Origin of the sequence: Streptomyces sodiiphilus, assembly GCF_039529215.1 — a bacterium.
GTDB classification, from domain to species: Bacteria; Actinomycetota; Actinomycetes; order Streptomycetales; family Streptomycetaceae; genus Streptomyces; species Streptomyces sodiiphilus.
On record NZ_BAAAMJ010000024.1, the window covers coordinates 37,971 to 61,924 of the forward strand.

General features: G+C 71.4%; 16 protein-coding genes. 14 read left to right on the top strand and 2 right to left on the bottom strand.

The features are described from left to right. Positions 1-8: 8 nt before the first annotated feature. From ABD299_RS11995 to serA, 5 genes are all read left to right on the top strand, one after another. Entirely contained in the window at positions 9-2,888 is a 2,880-nt protein-coding gene (locus tag ABD299_RS11995; protein WP_344261372.1) for a putative bifunctional diguanylate cyclase/phosphodiesterase, read from the top strand. A 246-nt stretch (positions 2,889-3,134) separates the two neighbouring features. After that, positions 3,135-4,985 (top strand): acetolactate synthase large subunit, encoded by a 1,851-nt coding sequence (locus tag ABD299_RS12000; protein ID WP_344261374.1) that lies wholly within the window; start codon positions 3,135-3,137, stop codon positions 4,983-4,985. Between the two features lie 46 nt (positions 4,986-5,031). Then, positions 5,032-5,556, top strand: a complete 525-nt coding sequence (gene ilvN, locus ABD299_RS12005; protein WP_344261376.1) for an acetolactate synthase small subunit — start codon at positions 5,032-5,034, stop codon at positions 5,554-5,556. Positions 5,557-5,664: 108 nt separating this feature from the next. After that, entirely contained in the window at positions 5,665-6,663 is a 999-nt protein-coding gene (gene ilvC, locus ABD299_RS12010) for a ketol-acid reductoisomerase (protein WP_344261378.1), read from the top strand. Between the two features lie 221 nt (positions 6,664-6,884). Beyond that, on the top strand, positions 6,885-8,477 hold the full coding sequence (serA, locus tag ABD299_RS12015) for a phosphoglycerate dehydrogenase (RefSeq protein WP_344261380.1): 1,593 nt from the start codon (positions 6,885-6,887) through the stop codon (positions 8,475-8,477). Between the two features lie 186 nt (positions 8,478-8,663). Here the strand turns inward: serA and ABD299_RS12020 are convergent, their stop codons facing one another. Then, entirely contained in the window at positions 8,664-9,791 is a 1,128-nt protein-coding gene (locus ABD299_RS12020; RefSeq protein WP_344261382.1) for a PucR family transcriptional regulator, read from the bottom strand. Positions 9,792-9,938: 147 nt separating this feature from the next. Here ABD299_RS12020 and ABD299_RS12025 point away from each other — a divergent pair, with 147 nt between their 5' ends. The 8 genes from ABD299_RS12025 to ABD299_RS12060 all read left to right on the top strand — a co-directional run bounded on the left by ABD299_RS12025 (position 9,939) and on the right by ABD299_RS12060 (position 19,646). Beyond that, on the top strand, positions 9,939-10,865 hold the full coding sequence (locus ABD299_RS12025) for a proline dehydrogenase family protein (RefSeq protein WP_344261384.1): 927 nt from the start codon (positions 9,939-9,941) through the stop codon (positions 10,863-10,865). Positions 10,866-10,936: 71 nt separating this feature from the next. After that, on the top strand, positions 10,937-12,568 hold the full coding sequence (gene pruA / locus ABD299_RS12030) for an L-glutamate gamma-semialdehyde dehydrogenase (RefSeq protein ID WP_344261386.1): 1,632 nt from the start codon (positions 10,937-10,939) through the stop codon (positions 12,566-12,568). A gap of 313 nt (positions 12,569-12,881) precedes the next feature. Further along, positions 12,882-13,031 (top strand): hypothetical protein, encoded by a 150-nt coding sequence (locus ABD299_RS12035; protein WP_344261402.1) that lies wholly within the window; start codon positions 12,882-12,884, stop codon positions 13,029-13,031. A gap of 116 nt (positions 13,032-13,147) precedes the next feature. Beyond that, on the top strand, positions 13,148-14,188 hold the full coding sequence (locus tag ABD299_RS12040) for a 3-isopropylmalate dehydrogenase (protein WP_344261388.1): 1,041 nt from the start codon (positions 13,148-13,150) through the stop codon (positions 14,186-14,188). Between the two features lie 237 nt (positions 14,189-14,425). Continuing rightward, entirely contained in the window at positions 14,426-15,529 is a 1,104-nt protein-coding gene (locus tag ABD299_RS12045) for a branched-chain amino acid aminotransferase (protein WP_344261390.1), read from the top strand. 380 nt (positions 15,530-15,909) lie between these two features. Continuing rightward, positions 15,910-17,526 carry a citramalate synthase gene (gene cimA, locus ABD299_RS12050; protein WP_344261392.1) on the top strand — a complete coding sequence of 539 codons (1,617 nt, stop codon included), beginning with the start codon at positions 15,910-15,912 and terminating at the stop codon, positions 17,524-17,526. Between the two features lie 222 nt (positions 17,527-17,748). Then, complete coding sequence (locus ABD299_RS12055; protein WP_344261394.1) at positions 17,749-19,392, top strand: acyl-CoA carboxylase subunit beta; 1,644 nt, start codon at positions 17,749-17,751, stop codon at positions 19,390-19,392. A 44-nt stretch (positions 19,393-19,436) separates the two neighbouring features. Then, the gene (locus ABD299_RS12060) at positions 19,437-19,646 is read left to right on the top strand and encodes an acyl-CoA carboxylase epsilon subunit (RefSeq protein ID WP_344261396.1); all 210 of its coding nucleotides are present in this window, start codon (positions 19,437-19,439) and stop codon (positions 19,644-19,646) included. Between the two features lie 122 nt (positions 19,647-19,768). On the opposite strand, the gene ABD299_RS12065 is transcribed toward ABD299_RS12060, so the two are convergent. Next, positions 19,769-19,945, bottom strand: coding sequence for a hypothetical protein (locus ABD299_RS12065; RefSeq protein ID WP_344261398.1), 177 nt, complete (start codon positions 19,943-19,945; stop codon positions 19,769-19,771). A gap of 549 nt (positions 19,946-20,494) precedes the next feature. Here ABD299_RS12065 and ABD299_RS12070 point away from each other — a divergent pair. Next, entirely contained in the window at positions 20,495-23,899 is a 3,405-nt protein-coding gene (locus tag ABD299_RS12070) for a sensor histidine kinase (protein ID WP_344261400.1), read from the top strand. The last annotated feature ends 55 nt before the right edge of the window (positions 23,900-23,954 follow it).

Sequence of the window (23,954 nt, forward strand, 5' to 3'; positions counted from 1 at the left end):
ACTGGCACATGCAGCGATCGCGGACGGACTGCTCCTCACTCACCGGCACTCCCGTGCAACTCGGGCTGGCCCTGCTGTGCGCCGGATACGCCGTGGGTGCCGCGCTCGGCTGGGGGTCTCCGCAACTGGCCTTGATCATGGGTGACTTCGGTCTGAGCGCCGCCGCGCTCACGGCGGCCGGCTCCTGCCTGTGGTACGCCCGCACCCGGGCCGGGGAATTCCGCCCCGCCTGGACGATGTTCGGTCTCTCCTCGCTGATGATCGGTCTCGGAAACGCGGTGTGGGGCTGGTACGAGGTGGTGCTGGGGCAGCCGGTCCCGCGCACCTCCGTCGCCGACTTCTGCTTCCTGCTGTTCGCGCCGCTGGCCATCCTCGGCCTTCTCATGATCGCCAAACGGCCGGCCGGCCGGGCCGGATGGGCCTGCCTGGGCCTTGACGCCTGGCTGATCGCCGGATCCCTGATGACTCTCTCCTGGAGTGTCGCGCTGACCCACACCGCGCAGTGGCAGGGCGAGACGGTGATCCGGGCGGCGCTCGCCCTGGCCTACCCGCTGCTGGACATCGTGCTGGTCAGCATGGTGCTCGTACTGCACTACCGCCGCAGCTCCGCCCAGCGCTCGGCGATCAACACCGCGGTCGGGGCGCTGGCGCTGACCGTCCTGTGCGACGCGCTGTTCACCTCCCCGATGCTGCGCGAGCAGTACAGCTCCGGGCAGCTGCTGGACGCGGGCTGGTTCGCCGGCTCGGTGCTGCTCGCCTGCGCCCCCTGGGTTCCCGGCCGGCCGGGCAGGAGGGAGCCACGCCATGCCCGGGTGCCCACCGCCGGTATCGAGGGACACATCGGCCGCCTCGGCCGCGCGCCGCTGGGCGGTTCGCTGGCGGCACTGACCCCCTATCTCGCCGCGGGCGTGTGCACCCTCAGCATCCTCATCACCACGGTCGGAGGGCAGCAGCCCGACCCGGTGGTCGTCCTGCTCGCCTGCACCGTCGTCCTGGCCCTGCTGCTGCGCCAGGGTGTCATGCTGCGGGACAACATCGCCCTCACCCGGGAGCTGGCCGAGCAGGAGAACCACTTCCGTTCGCTGGTCCAGGGCTCCAGCGACGTGATCATGATCGCCGCGCCGGACGAGGTGCTCCGGTACGTCAGTCCGGCCGCCGCCGGTGTCTACGGCCGGCCGGCCGATGCCCTGATCGGGGCCAGGCTCTCCTCCCTGATCCACCCGGAGGACCTGGGAGCCGTCCTGGACGAACTGCGGCGCTTCCTGGCCGCTTCCCCGGTGCGGAGCTCCGAGACCCGCATCGAGTGCCGGGTGCGGCACGGCGCGGGTCACTGGCTGAACATCGAGTTCTCGGTGAACCGCCACCGCGACGGGCTCATCCTGAACAGCCGGGACGTCACCGAGCGGGTCCGGCTGCAGGCCCAGCTGCAGCACAACGCCTCCCACGACACCCTCACCGACCTGCCCAACCGCGCGCTGTTCACCGAGCGGGTCCGGCTGGCCCTGCGCGGCCGGCGCGCGGCGGACGGCGGCGTGGCCGTCTTCTACATCGACCTCGACGGCTTCAAGGAGGTCAACGACACGGTCGGGCACCAGGCCGGCGACGAGCTGCTGGTGCAGGTGGCCCAGCGACTGCGGGACGCGGTCCGGGCCGGGGACACCACCGCCAGGCTCGGGGGAGACGAGTTCGCCGCCCTGATCGTCGCGGATGCCGCGGACGGCTACCGGGGCCGGGAGAAGCAGGCCCTGGAGATCGCCGAACGTGTCCGCGCCGAACTCGGCAGGCCGGTCATGGTGGACGGCGCCCAGGTGCGGGTCGACGCCAGCATCGGGATCGCCTTCTCCGGGCCCGGCGTCACCCCGGCCGAGCTGCTGCGCAGTGCCGACCAGGCGATGTACCGCGCCAAGCAGGCCGGCAAGGCGCGGATCGAGATCGGCCTGCTGCCCGGCCGGCCGCCCCGGACGGCATCGGGCCGGCTGCCGCAGCCGACCTCCCCGGGGGACGGCGCGCCCGCCGGTGCCGGACGCGCCGGGGGGCCGGGGCCGCTGCTCCACCAGCCGGTCGTGGAGCTGGCCGACGGCACCATCGCCGCCGTGTCCGTCCAGGGCCGACGGCCCTTCGGGCACGGTCTGCTGGCGGAAGCCGTGGCGCAGGCGGGGCGACGGCACCGGGCGGGGCAGCCGGTGCCGGTGGCGGTCCGGGTCCCCGCCGCCCGGCCGGCCGAGTACTCCCTCAGCGCGGCCTGTGTCGAGGACCTGCTGGCCCGGCACGGACTGCCGCCCCAGGCCCTGGTGATCGAGCTGCCGGACGCCGCCGTCTGCCTCGCCTCCGAGGAGGTGCGGCGGGGGGTGGCCGAGCTGGGCAGACTGGGGGTGGTCATCGCTCTCGACGGATTCGGCGGCAACGGCACCGGAGTGGCCGAGCTCGACCGGCTTCCGGTGGACCTGGTCCGCCTGGACCGCCGCCTGGTGGACGGGCTCCTGGAATCGCCCCGGATCGGCCGGATCACCGCCGGACTGGTACGGCTGGCGGCCGAGCTGGGGGTCGTCTCCTGGGCGGACGGGGTGGACCGGCCGGAGCAGGCGTCGATACTGCGGGCGATGGGCTGTGCGCGCGGCCAGGGGCTGGCCCTGTGCGAGCCGCTGGACTCGCGGCGGCTCTCGGCCGTCCTCGACCGGGGCCGGTGCCCCGTTCCCGCCGCGGACTCCAGCGCCCTGAGCGGCGGCCGTTCCGCGCTGCTGACGCGTCACGCCTTCGGCGGGCAGCCGGCCGCGGAGCCGCGGGTGTGGGCCCCGAGCACCCATCTGCCGCTGAGGCGCCAGCAGGTGGGAGGGGACGGCGGCGCGTCTCCCGCCGCACCCAGGGAGGAGCCCACGGCGCCCGCATAATGAGACTCACGTCCCATGAGCTTGACATCCGGAGGGAGGGAAGAGGAAGGTGCTGAGCCATGCGCACCCGAATTCTCGTACTCGGACGGCGCGTCGGCTGAACCGCGGAACCCGCGGCCCCAGCGACGCGCCTCCCCCTCGCCTGCCTCGCGGCACGAGGGGTTTTTTGTTGCATCCGTACCGCTCAGCGTCCTTCCCCACCCGCACCAGCGTCACCACCCTCACTCCTCGAGAAGAGAAACGCCGATGACCGAGCAGGCCACCGGGGCACCCAAACCCCAGCCCCGGGCACCACGAGGCGGCGCACAGCCCGCCCCCGTCGAGCACCTCACCGGTGCCCAGTCCCTCATCCGCTCCCTCGAGGCGGTCGGCGCCGACACCGTGTTCGGCATCCCCGGCGGCGCGATCCTGCCCGCCTACGACCCGATGATGGACTCCACCGCGGTGCGTCACATCCTGGTCCGCCACGAGCAGGGCGCCGGGCACGCGGCCACCGGGTACGCGCAGGCCACCGGGAAGGTCGGGGTGTGCATGGCCACGTCCGGTCCCGGCGCCACCAACCTCGTCACCCCCATCGCCGACGCCCACATGGACTCCGTCCCGCTGGTCGCCATCACCGGCCAGGTCTCCAGCAAGGCCATCGGCACCGACGCCTTCCAGGAAGCCGATATCTGCGGCATCACCATGCCGGTCACCAAGCACAACTTCCTGGTGACCGACCCCGCGGACATCCCCCGGACGATCGCGGAGGCGTTCCACATCGCCGCCACCGGGCGCCCGGGCCCGGTGCTGGTCGACATCGCCAAGGACGCCCTCCAGGCGCAGACCACCTTCTCCTGGCCGCCCTCCCACGACCTGCCCGGTTACCGGCCGGTCAGCCGGCCGCACGCCAAGCAGATCCGCGAGGCCGCCCGGCTGCTGGACGAGTCGAGCCGGCCGGTGCTCTATGCCGGCGGCGGCGTGCTCAAGGCGGGCGGCGCGGCGGAGCTGCTCGCTCTGGCGGAGCTGACCGGCGCACCGGTGACCACCACGCTGATGGGGCTGGGGGCCTTCCCCGACAGTCATCCGCAGCATCTGGGCATGCCCGGCATGCACGGCACCGTCGCGGCGGTGACGGCTCTGCAGAAGGCCGATCTGATCGTCGCGCTCGGGGCCCGCTTCGACGACCGGGTCACCGGCAAGCTGGAGTCCTTCGCCCCGCACGCGAAGGTCGTGCACGCCGACATCGACCCCGCCGAGATCGGCAAGAACCGTGTCGCGGACGTCCCGATCGTCGGCGACGTCAAGGAGGTCATGACCGACCTGGCCGCGGTCCTGCGGGCGGAGCGGGCCGATGGCCGCAGTGGTGACTACTCGGCCTGGTGGCAGCTGCTGGAGCGCTGGCGGAAGACCTATCCGCTGGGATACGACCTGCCGCAGGACGGCAGTCTGTCCCCGCAGCAGGTCATCGAGCGCATCGGGCAGCTCGCCCCGGAGAACACCGTCTACACCGCCGGTGTGGGCCAGCACCAGATGTGGGCCGCCCACTACCTCACCTTCGAGCGCCCCGGCACCTGGCTCAACTCCGGCGGTCTGGGGACGATGGGGTACGCCGTCCCGGCCGCGGTGGGGGCCAAGGCCGGCCGTCCCGACGCGACCGTCTGGGCCATCGACGGCGACGGCTGCTTCCAGATGACCAATCAGGAGCTGGTCACCGCGGCTCTGAACAACCTGCCGGTCAAGGTCGCCATCATCAACAACGGCGCTCTGGGCATGGTGCGCCAGTGGCAGACCCTGTTCTACAACCAGCGGTACTCCAACACCGTGCTGCGCGACGGCCCGGACGCGGACGGCCAGGCGTGCAACACCGGAACCCGGGTGCCCGATTTCGTCAGGCTGGCGGAGGCCATGGGCTGTGTCGGCCTGCGGTGCGAGCACCCCGGACAGCTCGACGAGGTCATCGCCCGGGCCAATGCGATCAACGACCGCCCGGTGGTCGTGGACTTCATCGTCCACGAGGACGCCATGGTCTGGCCGATGGTCGCGGCCGGCACCTCCAACGACGAGGTCATGGCCGCCCGCGGCGTCCGCCCCGACTTCGGCGACGGCGACGACTGACGACCAGGACGCCACGGAACCACTCAAGCCGAGGAAGCTGACCCCCATGTCCAAGCACACGCTCTCCGTCCTGGTCGAGAACAAGCCCGGTGTCCTGGCCCGGATCACCGCGCTGTTCTCCCGCCGGGGCTTCAACATCGACTCCCTCGCGGTGGGCACCACCGAGCACCCCGAGGTCTCGCGGATCACCATCGTGGTGAACGTCGAGGGCCTGCCCCTGGAGCAGGTGACCAAGCAGCTCAACAAGCTCGTCAACGTGCTGAAGATCGTCGAGCTGGAACCGTCCGCGGCGGTCCAGCGCGAGCTGGTCCTGGTGAAGGTCCGGGCCGACAACGACACCCGCTCCAAGATCGTGGAGATCGTTCAGCTCTTCCGCGCCAAAACGGTGGACGTCTCGCCCGAGGCGGTCACCATCGAGGCCACCGGCAGCAGCGACAAGCTGGAGGCGATGCTGCGGATGCTCGAGCCCTTCGGCATCAAGGAGCTGGTCCAGTCCGGCACCATCGCCATCGGCCGCGGCGCCCGCTCCATCACCGACCGCTCGCTGCGGGCCCTGGAGCGGACCGCATAGCGAGACCGCCGCTCACCCCCCGCACATCGGGCATACGGTGGTCCGCACGCGGCGGGCCGCCTTGGCAGACACCACCGCCCCGCAGTCACGAACAAGGAGAAAACCCAAGTGGCCGAGCTGTTCTACGACGACGACGCCGACCTGTCCATCATCCAGGGCCGCAAGGTCGCGGTTCTCGGCTACGGCAGCCAGGGTCATGCCCACGCGCTGTCGCTGCGCGACTCGGGCGTCGACGTCCGGGTCGGCCTGCACGAGGGCTCCGCCTCCCGGGCGAGGGCCGAGGAGCAGGGCCTGCGGGTCACCACGCCCGCCGAGGCCGCCGCCGAGGCCGACGTGATCATGATCCTGGTGCCGGACCCGGTCCAGGCGAAGGTCTACGAGGAGTCCGTGCGGGACAACCTCAAGGACGGCGACGCGCTGTTCTTCGGCCACGGCTTCAACATCCGCTTCGGTTTCATCAAGCCGCCGGCCGGTGTGGACGTCTGCATGGTCGCCCCCAAGGGGCCCGGCCACCTGGTGCGCCGCCAGTACGAGGAGGGCCGCGGGGTTCCGTGCATCGTGGCCGTCGAGCAGGACGCGACCGGCAGCGGTTTCGCGCTGGCCCTGTCCTACGCCAAGGCGATCGGCGGCACCCGGGCGGGCGTCATCAAGACCACCTTCACCGAGGAGACCGAGACCGACCTCTTCGGTGAGCAGGCGGTGCTGTGCGGCGGTGCCTCGGCGCTGGTGAAGGCCGGCTTCGAGACGCTGGTCGAGGCGGGCTACCAGCCGGAGATCGCGTACTTCGAGTGCCTCCACGAGCTCAAGCTCATTGTCGACCTGATGTACGAGGGCGGCCTGGAGAAGATGCGCTGGTCCATCTCCGAGACGGCCGAGTGGGGCGACTACGTCACCGGCCCGCGCATCATCAACGACGGCACCAAGGCCGAGATGAAGAAGGTCCTCGCGGAGATCCAGGACGGCAGCTTCGCGAAGAACTGGATGGCCGAGTACAACGCCGGACTGCCGAAGTACAACGAGTACAAGAAGTCCGACGCGGACCACCTCCTGGAGACCACGGGCAAGGAGCTCCGCAAGCTGATGAGCTGGGTGGACGAGGAGGCCTGAGCCTCCTTCCGGGTCGCGGTGGGACACACTCCCCGCAGCCGTTGACTCGTTCGAGCGGTGGTCCCGGCGCCTGTGCGCCGGGGCCGCCGCACGCCGATAGACTGCACCGCAAGCGCGTCAGGCTCACAGTGTCGTGCGTCTCCACGCGGCTGCCTACCCTCCACCGCCTTCGGCCGTCGGGACGCGGCCATCCGCTGAGGACTAGTGAGGACTGAGACCAAGTGAGCAAGCCGGTAGTACTCATCGCTGAAGAGCTTTCCCCCGCCACCGTCGACGCTCTCGGGCCGGATTTCGAGATCCGGCACTGCGACGGCGCGAACCGCGCGGAGCTCCTCGGCGCCATCGCCGATGCCGACGCCATCCTGATCCGCAGCGCGACCAAGGTCGACGCCGAGGCCATCGCAGCCGCGGGGCGGCTTCGGGTCGTGGCGCGCGCGGGCGTCGGCCTGGACAACGTGGACGTCGCGGCGGCGACCAAGGCCGGCGTGATGGTGGTGAACGCCCCCACCTCCAACATCGTGACCGCCGCCGAGCTCGCCTGTGGTCTGCTGCTGGCCACCGCCCGCAACATTCCGCAGGCCAGCACCGCCCTGAAGAACGGCGAGTGGAAGCGCAGCAAGTACACCGGTGTCGAGCTGGCCGAGAAGACCCTCGGCGTCGTGGGCCTGGGCCGTATCGGTGTGCTGGTAGCCCAGCGCATGGCCGCCTTCGGGATGAAGGTCATCGCCTACGACCCCTACGTGCAGCCGGCCCGGGCCGCTCAGATGGGTGTCAAGCTGCTCTCCCTCGACGAGCTGCTGGAGAACGCCGACTTCATCACGGTGCACCTGCCCAAGACCCCGGAGACGCTGGGTCTGATCGGCGACGATGCGCTGCGCAAGGTCAAGCCCTCGGTGCGCATCGTCAACGCGGCGCGCGGCGGCATCGTGGACGAGGCGGCGCTGGCCAGTGCCCTCAAGGAGGGACGGGTCGCCGGGGCCGGTCTTGACGTCTACGCCACCGAGCCGTGCACCGACTCCCCGCTCTTCGAGTTCGACTCGGTGGTGTGCACCCCGCACCTGGGAGCCTCCACCGGTGAGGCGCAGGAGAAGGCCGGGGTGTCGGTGGCCCGCTCGGTCCGCCTGGCGCTGGCCGGGGAGCTCGTACCGGACGCCGTCAACGTCCAGGGCGGCGTCATCGCCGAGGACGTGCGGCCCGGTCTGCCGCTGGCCGAGAAGCTCGGCCGGATCTTCACGGCGCTGGCCGGGGAGGTCGCCCAGCGGCTCGACGTCGAGGTCTACGGCGAGATCACCCAGCACGACGTGAAGGTGCTCGAGCTGTCGGCACTCAAGGGCGTGTTCGAGGACGTCGTCGCGGAGACGACCGTCTCCTACGTCAACGCCCCGCTGTTCGCCCAGGAGCGCGGGGTCGAGGTCCGCCTGACCACGAGCTCCGAGTCGCCCGACCACCGCAATCTGATCACGGTGCGCGGCACGCTGACCGGTGGCCGCGAGATCGCGGTCTCCGGAACCCTGGCCGGTCCCAAGCACCAGCAGAAGATCGTCGGTATCGACGAGCACACCGTCGACCTGTCGCTCGCCGACCACATGGCCTTCCTGCGCTACACCGACCGTCCGGGCATCGTGGGCGCGCTCGGCCGGATCCTGGGCGAGGCCGGTATCAACATCGCGGGCATGCAGGTGGCCCGTTCTCATGAGGGCGGCGAGGCCCTGGTCGCGCTGACGGTGGACGACACCATCCCGCCGGCCGTGCTCAACGAGATCGCCGAGGAGATCGGGGCCACCTCGGCCCGCGGGGTCAACCTGGAGGGGTGAGCGTGCCGGAGTCCGGCCGGGAGGTCCCCCCCCGGCCGGACTCCGGTTCCCGTGCACGGTCAGCGGGCTGTGCGCGTGTGTCAGCCGTCGGCCGGCTCGTGGGCCTTGTCGGGGGAGAACTGCCCGGCCGGGCCGTCGCAGCCGTCCAGCTCACCCGGAAGCTTGTCCCATGGCCCGCCGCCGGGCTCACAGCCGCGCGGTCTTCAGGGCCATGTGCAGGAGCAGACGATCGGTGCCGGAGGCCAGATCCAGACCGGTGAGCTGCTCCACCCGGGACAGCCTGTAGTAGAGGGTCTGCCGGTGGATACCCAGGGCGGTGGCGGTGCGGCCGGCCTGCCCCGCGTGGTCCAGGAAGCTCTCCGCGGTACGCGCCAGCTCCCGGTGGGCCGGCCGCAGCAGAGGCCGTACGGCGGGATCCGCCGGCCCGGCCGGGAGCCCGGTCAGCAGCCGGTACGGCCCCAGCTCCTCCCACCGGGCGACCGGGCCGAGCGAGTGCTCCGCCGCGGCCGCGCGGGCCGCCCCCACCGCCTCCTGCCAGGCACCGGGAAGGTCCTCCAGATCCGGCCGCGGGGCGCTGAGCCCGGCTGTGGCCCGGGAGGAGCGCAGCAGATCCCCGGCCGCGGCCCGGGCCGGGTCCAGCACCTCGGGTGAACGCAGTCTGACCAGTGCGGCCAGGCCGGGCGACTGCGGGCAGGACGCGGCGACGGCCGGCGGGCCGGGGCGGTCGGCGGCGTCCCCCGGGCCCGCGGGGGACCACGGACTCACCGCCATCATCACCACCGGGCCGGCGCCGGCCGGCCCCAGCGCGTCGGCCAGCTCCTCCACGGCCGCCGCACGGCGCACGGGGGCGGCGCGCAGCACGGCACCGAGCAGTTCACCGGCCCGTGCGGCGGACCGGGTCTCGCCGGCGAGCAGCGCGCCGACGCGGTCCGCGGTGCCCATCGCCGCCGCCAGCCGGGGGTCGTGCAGATCCACCGCGCCGTCGTCGAGCAGCCAGATGTATCCGTAGACCACTCCGCCGTGCCGGGCCGGCAGGCAGATGCGGCCCATCACCACTCCGGCGGCGGGTTCGGGCGGGATACGGACCGGGCCGCGGGCGCGGGTGATGCCGAAGCTCTCGAACCACTCCCGCACGGCGGCGGGGGAGCCGCGCTGCAGGATCGAGCGGGTCCGCACCGGGTCCATGACCATCCGCTCGTCCTCGTTGCGGTGGGCGCCGAAGGCGATCAGGCCGAAGTCCCTGCCCTCCAGCGTCGCCGGGGTGCCGAGCAGTGCGGACACCTCGTCGATGAGCTCCTGGTAGTTCTCACGCATGTCCGTGCCTCCGGCCTCCCGGTCATTGTCATACATCTGTCTGAGATCGGGGACACGGAAGCGTGACAGGTGTCGATGGTGCCCGGGGCACGTGATCCTTAGATTCTCGGGTGTCCCCTTGGCCGAAGACCGTCTGTGGAGGTGCCCGTGCTGGGTCCCGTGCTTCTCGCCGCCGCGCGCAGCGAGCACATCCGCCGCCTGGTGGCGGGGATGCCGCTGACGCGCCCGGTGGTGGACCGTTTCGTGGCCGGTGAGCGACTGGACGAGTCGCTGGCCGCCGTCCGGTCGCTCACCGACCGGGGTCTGCTGGTGACCCTCGACCATCTGGGCGAGGACGTCACCGACCGCACCGAGGCGCTGCGTGCCCGGGATGCCTATCTGGCGCTGGCCGAGGTGCTGCGCCAGGAGGCGCTGGGGGACCGGGTGGAGATGTCGGTGAAGCTGTCGGCCTTCGGGCAGGCGCTGCCCGGGGGCGAGGACATCGCTCTGCGCAACGCGCTTCCGGTGGTGGAAGCAGCCGCGCAAGCGGGGACCACGGTCACCCTGGACATGGAGGACCACACCACGGTCGACTCCACCCTGGCGATCCTCGGAGAACTGCGCGCACGGTTCCCCGCGACCGGGGCGGTGCTTCAGTCCTACCTCTACCGGACCGAGGACGACTGCCGTTCCCTCGCCGGGGAGGGCTCGCGGGTACGCTTGGTGAAGGGGGCGTACCGGGAACCGGCTTCGGTCGCCTTCCAGGACAAGCGTGACGTCGACTTGGCGTTCGTCCGCTGTCTGAAGATCCTGATGGCCGGGCAGGGCTACCCGATGATCGGCTCGCACGATCCGCGGCTGGTGGCCATCACCGAGGAGCTCGCCCGGCAGACCGGGCGCAAGCCCGGCAGCTACGAATTCCAGATGCTGTACGGCATCCGCGAGGCCGAGCAGCGGCGGCTGGCCGCCGCCGGCCACCGGATGCGGGTGTACGTGCCCTACGGCACCGACTGGTACGGCTACTTCATGCGGCGCCTCGCCGAGCGGCCCGCCAACCTCGCCTTCTTCCTCCGGTCGCTGGCCGGCCGTCGCTAGTCCTCCGCGGACGGTCCCGTCCGCGACAACCGCACACTGGACGCCCTCAACTCTCGAAGGAGATCCTGGCCATGGACGCTGTGACCCAGGTCCCCGCGCCGGTGAACGAGCCGGTGCACACCTACGCACCCGGCAGCCCCGAGCGCGCCCGCCTGGAGCGGAAGCTCCGGGAACTGGCGGAGAACCCTGTCGATCTGCCGATGACCATCGGGGGTGTGAAGCGGATGGGCGGAGGCGAGCGCGTCGATGTCGTCCAGCCGCACAACCACCGCGCGCGGCTGGGCACCTACGGCAACGCCACGGCGCGGGACGCCCAGGACGCCATCGACGCCGCGCTCGCGGCGGCCCCGGCCTGGCGGGAGGTGCCCTTCGACGACCGCGCGGCGATCCTGCTGAAGGCGGCCGAGCTGCTGTCCGGCCCGTGGCGGGAGACGATCGCGGCCTCCACGATGCTGGGCCAGTCCAAGACGGTGCAGCAGGCGGAGATCGACGCGCCCTGCGAGCTGATCGACTTCTGGCGCTTCAATGTGCACTTCGCCCGCCAGATCCTCGACGAGCAGCCGATCATCCAGCCCAAGGGTGTGTGGAACCGCATGGACCACCGCCCGCTGGAGGGCTTCGTCTACGCGATCACCCCGTTCAATTTCACCGCGATCGCGGGCAACCTGCCCACCGCTCCCGCCCTGATGGGCAACGTGGTGGTGTGGAAGCCGTCGCCCACTCAGACGCACGCGGCCGTGCTGCTGATGGAGCTGCTGGAGGAGGCCGGGCTTCCCAAGGGCGTCATCAACCTGGTGACCGGTGACGGCATCGAGGTCTCCGAGGTCGCCCTGCCGCACCCGGAGCTGGCCGGTATCCACTTCACCGGCTCCACGCGGACCTTCCAGTACCTGTGGCAGCGGGTCGGCGAGAACATCGCCAACTACCGCTCCTACCCGCGGGTGGTGGGGGAGACCGGGGGCAAGGACTTCATCGTGGCCCACCCCACCGCGGACCCGGCCGTGGTGAAGACCGCGATCACCCGGGGCGCCTTCGAGTACCAGGGCCAGAAGTGCTCGGCGGCCTCCCGGGCCTACCTGCCGCGGTCCCTGTGGGAGGGCGGCCTGAAGGAGGCGCTGGCCGCCGAGGTCGACGGGCTCGGCATGGGCGACCCCACCGACCTGTCCCACTTCATGGCGGCGGTGATCGACGAGCGTGCGTTCGCCAAGAACAAGGACGCCATCGACCGTGCGAAGTCGGACCCCACCTGCGAGGTGGTCGCGGGCGGCACGTACGACGACTCGGTGGGCTGGTTCGTCCGGCCGACCGTGCTGGCCTGCACGGACCCCGAGCACGAGCTGTTCAAGACCGAGTACTTCGGGCCGGTCATCGCCGTGCACGTCTACGAGGACGAGCGGTTCGACGCGATGCTGGAACAGATGGAGTCGGCGGCGGCCTACGCGCTGACCGGCTGTGTCATCGCCCGGGACCGCACGGTCGCCGGCGAGGTGTGCGAGAAGCTCCGCTTCGCCGCGGGCAACTTCTACATCAACGACAAGCCCACCGGCTCGATCGTCGGCCAGCAGCCCTTCGGGGGTGCCCGGGCCTCGGGCACCAACGACAAGGCCGGCTCGAAGTTCAACCTGTTGCGCTGGACCTCGCCGCGCGCGATCAAGGAGACGCTGGTCCCGCCGACGGACTACCGCTACCCGCACATGGGCTGACAACGCCTGCCGGCGGACCCGGAGCCCGGTCTCTCCCGAGGGAGGGGCCGGGCTCCCCGGCGTGTGCCCCCGGCGTGTGGCCGGGCTCACGCGTCCACATAGTAGGACGGTCGAGTATTTGGCGAGACATCACGGCTGTCCGGGGCTAACTTTGTAAGAAGCCGAACGTCACGCTCCATCCAGCGATCGGCGGACGAGGCTCGGTGCTCCTCGCGGGTGACCCCCGCCGCACCCCGCCCCCGCCCTCTGTCGGCCCTGCCACCGGAACGCTGCCCTGCTCGGCGCAGGGATCCCCCTCAGGAGCTGATCTCTCATGGCCGCCATGCCTTCCCCCCACCCCGTCTCCGCCTCCGGCCGGATCCGTCACACCACCCGGAACGGGTCCGCCGCCCGCAAGCACGCCGCCGAGGCGCTGCAGCGCGCCCTGGACCGCCGGGACAACGGCGGGGCAACCGGTCACTGATCACCGGGCGTGCCGTGCCCGCCGCCGGGTGATGTCCGTCCGCATCGCCCGGCGGAGCGGTGTCCACATCGCGGACGTACCATGTCGGCTAATGGGACGGAGCGTAGGGTCCTCGCATGGCTCGCAGTATCGATCTCGCAGTGATCCCCGGTGACGGAATCGGCCCGGAGGTGGTGGAGCAGGGGCTCAGGGTCCTGGCCGCCGCTCTTCCCGCCGGCGTGAAGCTGGAGACCACCGAGTACGACCTCGGTGCCCGGCGCTGGCACGCCACCGGGGAGACCCTGCCCGACGCGGAGCTCGAGCGGCTCAAGGGGCACGACGCCATCCTGCTGGGTGCCATCGGTGACCCGTCCGTCCCTTCCGGTGTGCTGGAGCGCGGTCTGCTGCTGAAGCTCCGTTTCGCCTTCGACCACTATGTCAATCTGCGGCCCAGCAAACTGTTCCCCAACACCACCGGTCCGCTGGCCGGCAACCCGGAGATCGACTTCGTGGTCGTGCGGGAGGGCACCGAGGGGCCCTACGTGGGCAACGGCGGATCGATGCGGACCGGCACGCCCGCCGAGGTGGCCACCGAGGTCAGTCTCAACACGGCTTTCGGCGTCGAGCGCGTGGTGCGCGACGCCTTCGCCCGGGCCGCCGCCCGGCCCGCGAAGAAGCTCACGCTGGTGCACAAGAACAACGTCCTGGTCCACGCCGGCCACCTGTGGAAGAACACCGTGGACCGCGTCGCCCGGGAGTATCCCGAGGTCAGCACGGACTACCTGCACGTCGACGCGGCCACGATCTTCTTCGTGACCCAGCCCCAGCGGTTCGACGTCATCGTCACCGACAACCTCTTCGGTGACATCCTCACGGACCTGGCGGCCGCCATCACCGGTGGTATCGGCCTGGCCGCATCCGGGAACATCAACCCCACGGGTGCCTTCCCCTCCATGTTCGAGCCGGTGCACGGCTCGGCCCCGGACATCGCGGGCACCGGCAAGGCCGACCCCACCGCCACCGTGCTGTCCACCGCCCTGCTGCTGCGGCACCTCGGATACGAAGCCGAGGCCGGCCGTATCGAGCAGGCCGTCACCGCCGACCTCGCCGAGCGGGACGGCACCGAGCGGAGCACCGACACGATCGGTGCCGCGCTGGCAGCCCGAGTATCGGGCTGACCCGGCGCACACCAGCCGCCGGGCGTGGTTCCGGCGGCTGGGCAAAGTCCGCCGCCGGGTGCCACCATCACCTCCCAGGTTCTCCCAGGGCCGCCACCCGGGTGCACGCTCCGGGGTCCCCCGCGCGATAATCGGATGCGGGGCCGTTGCACCTTCGGATGCTCGGACGTCCTAGCACCCTCAGCGGGGGCGACGGGGCGCGGTCCGCCATGACACCCAGTGAAGGACGCGCTCACGATGACGACGCCTCGCATCACGTTCGACCTGAAGCCCTCCACCCGGCCGCTGCCCGCCGCCGAGCGCGAGGCCGTGCTCGCCAATCCCGGCTTCGGCCGTCGCTTCACCGACCACATGGTCACCATCAAGTGGACCGAGGGCCGAGGCTGGCACGACGCCCAGCTGGAACCCTACGCGCCCCTGCAGATCGACCCGGCGAACATGACGCTGCACTACGCGCAGACCATCTTCGAAGGGCTCAAGGCCTACCGCCAGACGGACGGCTCGGTGGCCACCTTCCGGCCCGAGGAGAACGCCCGGCGCTTCCAGCGCTCGGCCCGCCGGCTGGCCATGCCGGAGCTGCCGGTGGAGACCTTCATCGAGGCCATCACCCTGCTGGTCCGGCAGGACGAGGCGTGGGTGCCGGGAGTGGGGGAGGAGTCGCTCTACCTGCGGCCCTTCATGTTCGCCACCGAGGTGGGACTCGGTGTCCGGCCGGCCGACGAGTACCTGTTCATGGTGATCGCCTCCCCGGCCGGCGCCTACTTCCCCGGCGGTATCAAGCCGGTGTCCGTCTGGCTCTCCGAGGAGTACGTGCGGGCCGCCCCCGGCGGCACCGGGGAGGCCAAGGCGGGCGGCAACTACGCCGCCTCGCTGGTGGCGCAGGCCGAGGCCGCCGAGCACGGCTGCGACCAGGTGGTCTGGCTGGACGCCATCGAGCGCCGCTGGATCGAGGAGATGGGCGGCATGAACCTCTACTTCGTGGAGGGCTCGGGCCCGGGCGCGCGCATTGTCACGCCGGAGCTCACCGGCACCCTGTTGCCCGGCATCACCCGCGACTCGCTGCTCAGGATCGCCGAGGATCTGGGCTACCGCACGGCCGAGGTGCGCATCTCCACCGAGGACTGGGAGCGGGGGAACGCCGACGGCACGATCACCGAGGTCTTCGCCTGCGGCACGGCGGCGGTCATCACCCCGGTCGGCTCCGTGAAGTCCGCCCGTTCCCGGTGGACGGTCGGCGACGGCGAGCCGGGCGAGGTCACCATGCGGCTCCGCGAAGCACTGCTGGCCGTGCAGACGGGCCGGGCCGAGGACCGCCACGGCTGGCTGCACCGACTGGCCTGAGCCCGCGCCTCCGGTCTCCGCCCGGCGCGCGGGGACCGGAGCGCGCATGGCGATCGCGACCCGGCGTGGATGCCCGGGCACCCGCTGTGGTCCGGATGGTGAGACAGGGCGGGGAGCGAGTGGCCGGTGTGCCAGAATTGCCCCGTGCTCTCGATCGCCATGATTATTGGTGACCAGCGCGCCGGTCCGCAGTGACCGCACGACCGCCCAACCGAGCGGCAGCGGCCACCGTGCCTCAGACCCGCGCGCAGACCTCTCGCATCCGCGAGGGGTCTTTTCGTTTCCCGGCCCACCTCGCCGGGGAACGGCGGCGCCCGGGGTTCCCGAGGCAGTGGAGCGAAGCCTCAACGACGCATCCACCCGACAGGAGTCTCACCGCCATGACGACGGACGCCCCCGACACGCACCCACCGAGCGACAGTTTCCACGTCTTCGACACCACGCTGCGCGACGGCGCCCAGCGCGAGGGGATCAGTCTCACCGTCGCCGACAAGCTGGCCATCGCACGCCACCTGGACGACTTCGGTGTCGGATTCATCGAGGGCGGCTGGCCGGGCGCGAATCCCCGGGACACCGAGTTCTTCCGGCGTGCGCGCCAGGAGATCGGCTTCCGGCACGCGCAGCTGGTCGCGTTCGGGGCCACCCGCAAGGCCGGTACCGAGGCGGCCGCCGACCCCCAGGTGCAGGCGCTGCTGGACTCCGGTGCCCCGGTGGTCACCCTGGTGGCCAAGGCGCACGACCGGCACGTCGAGCTCGCGCTGCGCACCAGCCTGGAGGAGAACCTGGCGATGGTGCGCGAGACCGTGGAGTATCTGCGGGAGCACGGCCGACGGGTCTTCGTCGACTGCGAGCACTTCTTCGACGGCTACGCCGCCAACCCCGGGTACGCCCGGGAGGTGGTCCGCACGGCGCATCTGGCGGGGGCCGACGTGGTGGTGCTCTGCGACACCAACGGAGGCATGCTGCCCGCCCGGGTGCAGACCGTGGTGGCCGAGGTGCTGGCCACCACCGGCGCGCGCCTGGGCATCCACGCCCAGGACGACACCGGGTGCGCGGTGGCCAACACCCTTGCGGCGGTGGACGCGGGCGCCACCCATGTGCAGTGCACCGCCAACGGGTACGGCGAACGTGTGGGCAACGCCAACCTGTTCCCGGTGGTCGCGGCGCTGGAGCTCAAGTACGACAGACGGGTACTGCCCGCCGGCGCGCTGCGCGAGATGACCCGCATCTCGCACGCCATCGCCGAGGTCGTCAATCTCACGCCCTCCACCCACCAGCCCTATGTGGGGGTCTCGGCGTTCGCCCACAAGGCCGGCCTGCACGCATCGGCGATCAAGGTTGATCCCGACCTGTACCAGCACACCGATCCCGAGCTGGTCGGCAACTCCATGCGGATGCTGGTCTCCGACATGGCCGGCCGCGCCTCGGTGGAGCTCAAGGGAAAGGAGCTGGGCTACGACCTGGCGGGCGACCGCGAACTGGTCGGCCGCGTCGTCCGGCGGATCAAGGAGAGGGAGTTGGAGGGATACACCTACGAGGCCGCCGACGCCTCCTTCGAGCTCCTGCTGCGGGACGAGGTGGAGGGCCGGGCCAGGCGCTTCTTCCGGGCGGAGTCGTGGCGGACGATCACCGCCCAGCCGGCCGACGGCTCGCTGGAGAACGAGGCCACGGTGAAGCTCTGGACCAAGGGCGAGCGGATCATCGCCACCGGCGAGGGGAACGGCCCGGTGAACGCCCTGGACCGGGCGCTGCGCCACGGCCTGGAGAGCACTTTCCCGGAGCTGGCCAGGCTTCAGCTCGTCGACTACAAGGTCCGCATTCTGGAGGGCACACAGGGGTCCCAGTCCACGACCCGGGTCCTCGTCACCACCAGCGACGGCAGTGCGGAGTGGTCCACGGTCGGGGTGGCGGACAACGTCATCGCCGCTTCGTGGCAGGCCCTCTGCGACGCCTACACCTACGGACTGCTGCGGGCCGGGCTGCAGCCGGACGACTGATGCCGCGGTCCGGTGCCGCCCGGGCGGGCGAGCACGGGGCCGGGTGACGGGAGGCGCGGGGCGCTGTAGGAAATCCACAGCGCCCCGCGTGTCCACTGTGTGAGATCGCTGTACTCTCTGCATCAGGCACAGGGGTTCTGTGCAGCGCGGCCATGAAATTGCGGCGGAGACTGTGCGAATCTGACGACGGCGTGGCGCCGTGGCGTTTCGTAGGGTCTGTACATGGCCGATAAGTCCCTGACTTCCTCCCCGGCGGTGCCTTCGACTGCGGGGGTGTCCGTGGAGGAGCCCTCCGCGGCGGTGTCCTCCCCGGTGCCCGACACCCGGAGCCGGGTCGCCGAGCTGCGCGCCATCCGCGAGGAGGCGCGGCGCGGCCCGGGTGAGCGTGCGACGCAGGCACAGCACGCCAAGGGGAAGCTGACGGCCCGGGAGCGGATCGCGCTGCTGCTGGACGAGGACTCGTTCACCGAGGTGGAGCCGCTGCGGCGGCACCGGGCGACCGGGTTCGGGCTGGAGGCGAAGAAGCCCTACACCGACGGCGTGGTGACGGGCTGGGGCACGGTGCACGGGCGCACGGTGTTCGTCTACGCGCACGACTTCCGGATCTTCGGCGGCGCGCTCGGAGAGGCTCACGCCACCAAGATCCACAAGATCATGGACATGGCCATCTCGGCAGGTGCCCCGCTGGTGTCGCTCAACGACGGTGCCGGCGCGCGCATCCAGGAGGGGGTCTCCGCCCTCGCCGGGTACGGCGGGATCTTCCAGCGGAACACCAGGGCCTCGGGGGTGATCCCGCAGATCTCGGTGATGCTCGGTCCGTGCGCCGGGGGCGCCGCGTACAGCCCCGCACTGACCGACTTCGTCTTCATGGTCCGAGAGACCTCGCAGATGTTCATCACCGGCCCGGACGTGGTCCAGGCGGTCACCGGGGCCGAGGTCTCCCAGAACGGGCTCGGAGGCGCGGACGTCCACGCGCAGACGTCGGGCGTGGCGCACTTCGCCTACGACGACGAGGAGAGCTGCCTGGAGGAGGTCCGCTTCCTGCTGTCGATGCTCCCGCAGAACAACCGGGAGAACCCGCCCAGGCACGCCACGGAGGACCCGGCCGGCCGGCGCTCGGAGGCGCTGCTCGACCTCGTTCCCGCCGATGGCAACCGTCCCTACGACATGCGCAAGGTGATCGAGGAAATCGTCGACGACGGCGAGTACCTTGAGGTCCATGAGCGCTGGGCGACCAACCTCATCTGTGCGCTGACCCGGATGGACGGCGACGTGGTGGGCATCGTCGCCAACCAGCCGCAGTCGATGGCCGGGGTGCTGGACATCGAGGCGTCGGAGAAGGGCGCCCGCTTCGTCCAGATGTGTGACGCCTTCAACATCCCGATCCTCACTCTGCTCGACGTCCCGGGCTTCCTGCCGGGCGTCGACCAGGAGCACGGCGGCATCATCCGGCACGGAGCGAAGCTGCTGTACGCCTACTGCAACGCCACGGTGCCGCGGATCTCGGTGGTGCTGCGCAAGGCGTACGGCGGCGCGTACATCGTGATGGACAGCCAGTCGATCGGCGCGGACCTCACCTACGCCTGGCCGACGAACGAGATCGCGGTGATGGGCGCGGAGGGCGCCGCCAATGTGATCTTCCGCCGGCAGATCGCCGGCGCCGACGATCCGGACGCCATGCGGGCCAGGATGGTCAAGGAGTACAAGTCGGAACTCATGCACCCGTACTACGCGGCGGAGCGCGGACTGGTGGACGACGTCATCGACCCGGCCGAGACCCGCGAGGTCCTCATCCGTTCGCTGGCCATGCTGCGCACAAAGCACGCCGATCTGCCGTCCCGCAAGCACGGCAACCCTCCGCAGTGATTCCCCCCGATACCGGTGAGACAGTGACGACGAAGGAGAGCCCAGTGAGCGGTGCCACGAGCGGAAATCTGGTGCGGGTGGAGAAGGGCCGGGCCAGCGACGAGGAACTGGCGGCTGTCACCGCCCTGCTGCTGGCCCGGGCGGGCGCCGCGCGCGGTGCGGTGCACAGCGTGCGCCCGCACCGCACCACCGCACGCTGGCGGCGGCTGGAGCGCGCTCCCGGGTTCCGGGCCCCGCACAGCTGGCAGGGCTGAGCCTGTCGCGGCCGCGGACAGTGCCCGGGCCCCGCGTCCTCCTGGGGCGCGGGGCCCGGGCACTGTCCGGCTGCGAGGGCCGCCGTACGGGAAGCCGCTTCGAGGGGCCACCGCTCCCGGTGTCAGCCGGCCGGGGCGTCCACCAGAACGGTGCGCTGGGGGTTGGCCGTCCGGGCCGGCAGTTCCTCGGCGCCGGCCGCGGCCACCGCGGTCGGCGGCTGCGCGGTGTCCTCGGCGAGGTGCACGCGTACGGTCCGCCGGGGGTTGGCGAGGGAGCGCATGGTGATGGTGCTCTTCACAGAGATCCGCCTCTTGGTCGTGCTGTTGTCGTTCCGCGATGGTCCGTAGGACAGAGACTAGAGCTCGCGTTCCCCGGAAAAGTGCGCTCCCAGCCCGGATGAGGGTGTGAGGTTCCTCACGAACACCGGTGCAAATGCGGCAAATCGAGCACCCGACAAGGTGGGGCAAGGTGGCCATTCCGGGCGCATCGGCAGCTTTGCCGCCAGCTCGGGCAGTCGTGCGTGTGGGGGAACCGGGAGAGTGTGGTGAGGATTTGTCCTTTTTTCCTTCCGTGTTCTTCCACAGCTCGTGACGGGGCATCTCCGCAGCGTCATAGATGTCACAGGACTATTCCTGGCCCTTGTTGGAGATCGGGCACTGTGCTGGAATTCCACGGAACCGACGCGAGACGACGGCCGACGTCCCGGGAGCGTGTCCAGCACCCGACGAGAGCTGTCCCGGGGATGCGTCGGTTGCCCACGACCGCCAATGGGGGCCTGTGTGCCCTTGCTCGATACCGTGCCGCCGCTCAACGCGGCGGGGCGCCTGGTCCAGAGGTTGCGACGCCAGTGCAGGGACGTTTCAAGAGGGAAGGCAGCGCTGCGGGAGATGCGGAGCTGAGCGGTGAGACAGACCGCGGCTCCTCTGCCGAGCGCGCCCCGGGTGGCGACCTGTCGGCTGCCGACGGGGCCGAGCCGGGGAACGGCTCCGCGGAGAACGCGGAATCCGTCGCCCCCCGGAGGCCGAGTCATGCCGGCTCGCGCATGGCGCTGCGGAACTGGCGCATCAGCACCCGGCTGGTGTCGCTGATCGCGCTTCCCGTGGTCGCCGCCACCGCGCTGGGAGCCCTGCGTATCCAGAGCTCGATGGAGAACATCGAGCAGCTGGACAACATGCAGTTGCTCACCGACATGACCCAGCAGGCGACCCTGCTGGCGGCCGCCCTCCAGGAGGAGCGCGACCGGTCGGCCGGCCCGCTGGTCAGCGGCCGGAGCCCGAAGAGCGACGAGGTCGCCGCCCCTCGCGAGCGCACCGATGCCGCGCGGCTGGCCTTCAGCGAGGCCACGCTGGCCATCGACGCCGACGACGAGGTGATGCAGGGCGTCCAGGCCACGGTCGTGGACATCACCCGGCAGCTGAACCAGATCAAGGAGATCCGCGACGGGGCCTACCAGGACCCCGAGTACGTCTCCCAGACGATCACCCGCTACAACGAGCTGATCGACGCGCTGCTCTCGCTGTCCCAGGACATGGCCCAGGCCACCAGCAACAGCGAGATGATCCGCTCCACCCGCGCGCTGGCCGCCTTCTCCGCGGCCAAGGAGCACGCCTCCATCCAGCGTGCGGTGATCACCGCGGGTCTGGCCCGTGACGAGCTCGACGACGACCAGGCGGGGCTGTCCGGCAGTGACTGGCGGTTCGGACGGACCCACCACGAGGCCGAGCGCGCCCGGCTGAACAGCTTCATCCAGATCTACGCCAGCAAGGAACGGTCCGAGGAACTGCTCGACCCGCTGGAGGGCGGCGTCGTCAACATCGCCGCCGCCACGCAGTACGCGGACACGGTCTTCAGCTCCGAGGACAGCCTGGGCAGCCAGCCGCTGACCTACCGGGACTGGTACGACCAGTACCGCACCAAGATCGACGCGATGGACCGGATCGAGCAGACGCTGCTCGCCGAGATGGAGGAGCAGGCCCGCGCGTTGCGCAACGACGCCCAGCGCGACGCCATCTTCAACGGCGCGCTGATCGTGCTGGTCCTGGGTGTCTCACTGGTCGGCGCGTTCGTCGTGGCCCGCTCGATGGTCCGCTCCCTGCGCCGGCTGCAGGACACCGCCCAGGAAGTCGCCCGCAAGCGGCTGCCCGAGGTCGTCAAGCAGATGTCCGAGGCCGACCCGCAGGAAGTCGACACCTCCGTGGAGTCCGTGGGTGTGCACACCCGGGACGAGATCGGCCAGGTGGCCCAGGCGTTCGACGACGTCCACCGCGAAGCGGTCCGGCTGGCGGGCGAGCAGGCGCTGCTGCGGGGCAACGTCAACGCGATGTTCACCAACCTGTCGCGGCGCAGCCAGGGCCTCATCCAGCGTCAGCTCTCCCTCATCTCGGAGCTGGAGTCACGCGAGGCCGACCCGGACCAGCTCTCCTCGCTGTTCAAGCTGGACCACCTGGCGACCCGCATGCGGCGCAACGGTGAGAACCTGCTGGTGCTCGCGGGTGAGGAGCCCGGCCGCCGCTGGACGCGCCCGGTTCCCCTGGTCGACGTGCTGCGGGCGGCGGCCTCCGAGGTGGAGCAGTACGAGCGCATCGAGCTGAGCGCGGTACCCAAGACCGAGGTCGCCGGCCGTGTGGTCAACGACCTCGTGCACCTGCTGGCCGAGCTGCTGGAGAACGCCACCTCGTTCTCCTCACCCCAGACGAAGGTCAAGGTCACCGGCCACGCGCTGCCCGACGGCCGGGTGCTGGTGGAGATCCACGACACCGGCATCGGTCTCTCCCCCGAGGATCTGGCGGAGATCAACGACCGGCTGGCCAACCCGCCGACGGTGGACGTCTCCGTCTCCCGTCGGATGGGACTGTTCGTGGTCGGCCGGCTGTCCCTGCGGCACGGCATCCGGATCCAGCTGCGGCCCTCGGACACAGGGGGAACCACCGCACTTGTCATGCTGCCCGCCGAGGTCGCCCAGGGCGGGCCCGGCGGACCCGGCAGGACCGGGGCCCCGGCCTCCGGTGCCGCCGGGAACGGCGCGCAGGCCACCACGACACTGCAGCGCGAATCCGCTCCTCCCCGGCGGGCCGGGGGCGAGCAGCAGGTGGGCTCCGGCCCTGCCCGCGGCCAGGTTCCCGGGACGCCCGAACGTCCCGCCCTGCCGTCCCGTCCGGGCGGTGCCTCCGGCCCGGGTACTCCCGGTGGCCGGAGTGGTCCCGGTTCCTTCGGCGGTGCGCCTTCCGTCCCGGAGCAGGGGCCCGGTGGTGTCCGGGGCGGCCCGGCCGCGGGACGTCCGCCGGCCGGCGGACAGCGGCCCAGCTGGGCCAACGAGGACACCGGACAGATACCCGTGGGCCGCGACATGGCGGATGGTCCGCGCGGTCACGACGAGCCCTCGACCGGCGAGTACGCGCGTCCGGCCGGCCCCTCGCTCTTCGGCAGCGCTCCCGGGGACCGGATGCCGCCTCCCCCCGAGCGGTACCAGCAGCCCGCCCCGGGAGACTCCGCCGGTTACGGCAGCCGTTCCGGGTACGGCCAGGAACAGTCCGTGTTCGGCGACGGCCAGGACCTCGGCCGGGGCCGTCCCCAGGGCGCGGGCCAGGACTACGGCCAGGCTCAGGATCGTCCCGAGTACGGCGGCGGGCAGACCGGTGAGTATCCGGCGCCCGCACAGCCCCAGCCCCGCCGCGCGCCGGAAGAGCTGCCGCCGGCCCCTGCGGAGCCGCAGCGCGCTCCGGAGCGCACACCGATCTTCGAGGAGATGGAGTCCACCTGGTTCGGGCGTGCGCGCCGGATCGCGGAGGCTCCGCCGGCCGTCTCCTCCCGGGAGTCCGCGGGGTCCCCCCCACCCCGGCCGACGGCTCCCGAGGGCGCCCGGCCCGGACCGTCCGCCTCCGCGTCGCCTCCCGCGGCGCAGCGGCAGACCGAGTCGGCGCAGCCCGCCGCACAGAACCGCGACAGCGGTGCGCAGTGGAGGCCCTCCCCGAACGACGAGCGGTGGCGGCAGGCGGAGCAGCTGCGCCAGCCCGCCGCGGGCGGGGTGACCACCTCCGGACTGCCCAAGCGGGTGCCGCGCGCCAATCTGGTGGCGGGCACCGCGCAGACCCAGCAGTCCACTCCGACCGGTCCGCAGGTCTCCCGTGCCCCCAGTGATGTCCGGGGCCGGCTGACCAACCTGCGCCGGGGGATTCAGCAGGGACGCCAGGCCGGCTCGGGTGCCGGTCACCCGGACCGGGACCTCGGTCCCACCTATCAGCAGGAGCGTTAGTGTGAGCCCGATGAGTCAGGCGGCGCAGAACCTGAACTGGTTGATCACCAACTTC

Bases quoted from the DNA above. Each gene is read 5' to 3' on its own strand.
- ABD299_RS11995 (WP_344261372.1), top strand. From the start codon at position 9: ATGCAGCGATCGCGGACGGACTGCTCCTCACTCACCGGCACTCCCGTG.
- ABD299_RS12000 (WP_344261374.1), top strand. From the start codon at position 3,135: ATGACCGAGCAGGCCACCGGGGCACCCAAACCCCAGCCCCGGGCACCA.
- ilvN (WP_344261376.1), top strand. From the start codon at position 5,032: ATGTCCAAGCACACGCTCTCCGTCCTGGTCGAGAACAAGCCCGGTGTC.
- ABD299_RS12020 (WP_344261382.1), bottom strand. From the start codon at position 9,791: ATGCGTGAGAACTACCAGGAGCTCATCGACGAGGTGTCCGCACTGCTC.
- pruA (WP_344261386.1), top strand. From the start codon at position 10,937: ATGGACGCTGTGACCCAGGTCCCCGCGCCGGTGAACGAGCCGGTGCAC.
- ABD299_RS12035 (WP_344261402.1), top strand. From the start codon at position 12,882: ATGGCCGCCATGCCTTCCCCCCACCCCGTCTCCGCCTCCGGCCGGATC.
- ABD299_RS12040 (WP_344261388.1), top strand. From the start codon at position 13,148: ATGGCTCGCAGTATCGATCTCGCAGTGATCCCCGGTGACGGAATCGGC.
- ABD299_RS12045 (WP_344261390.1), top strand. From the start codon at position 14,426: ATGACGACGCCTCGCATCACGTTCGACCTGAAGCCCTCCACCCGGCCG.
- cimA (WP_344261392.1), top strand. From the start codon at position 15,910: ATGACGACGGACGCCCCCGACACGCACCCACCGAGCGACAGTTTCCAC.
- ABD299_RS12055 (WP_344261394.1), top strand. From the start codon at position 17,749: ATGGCCGATAAGTCCCTGACTTCCTCCCCGGCGGTGCCTTCGACTGCG.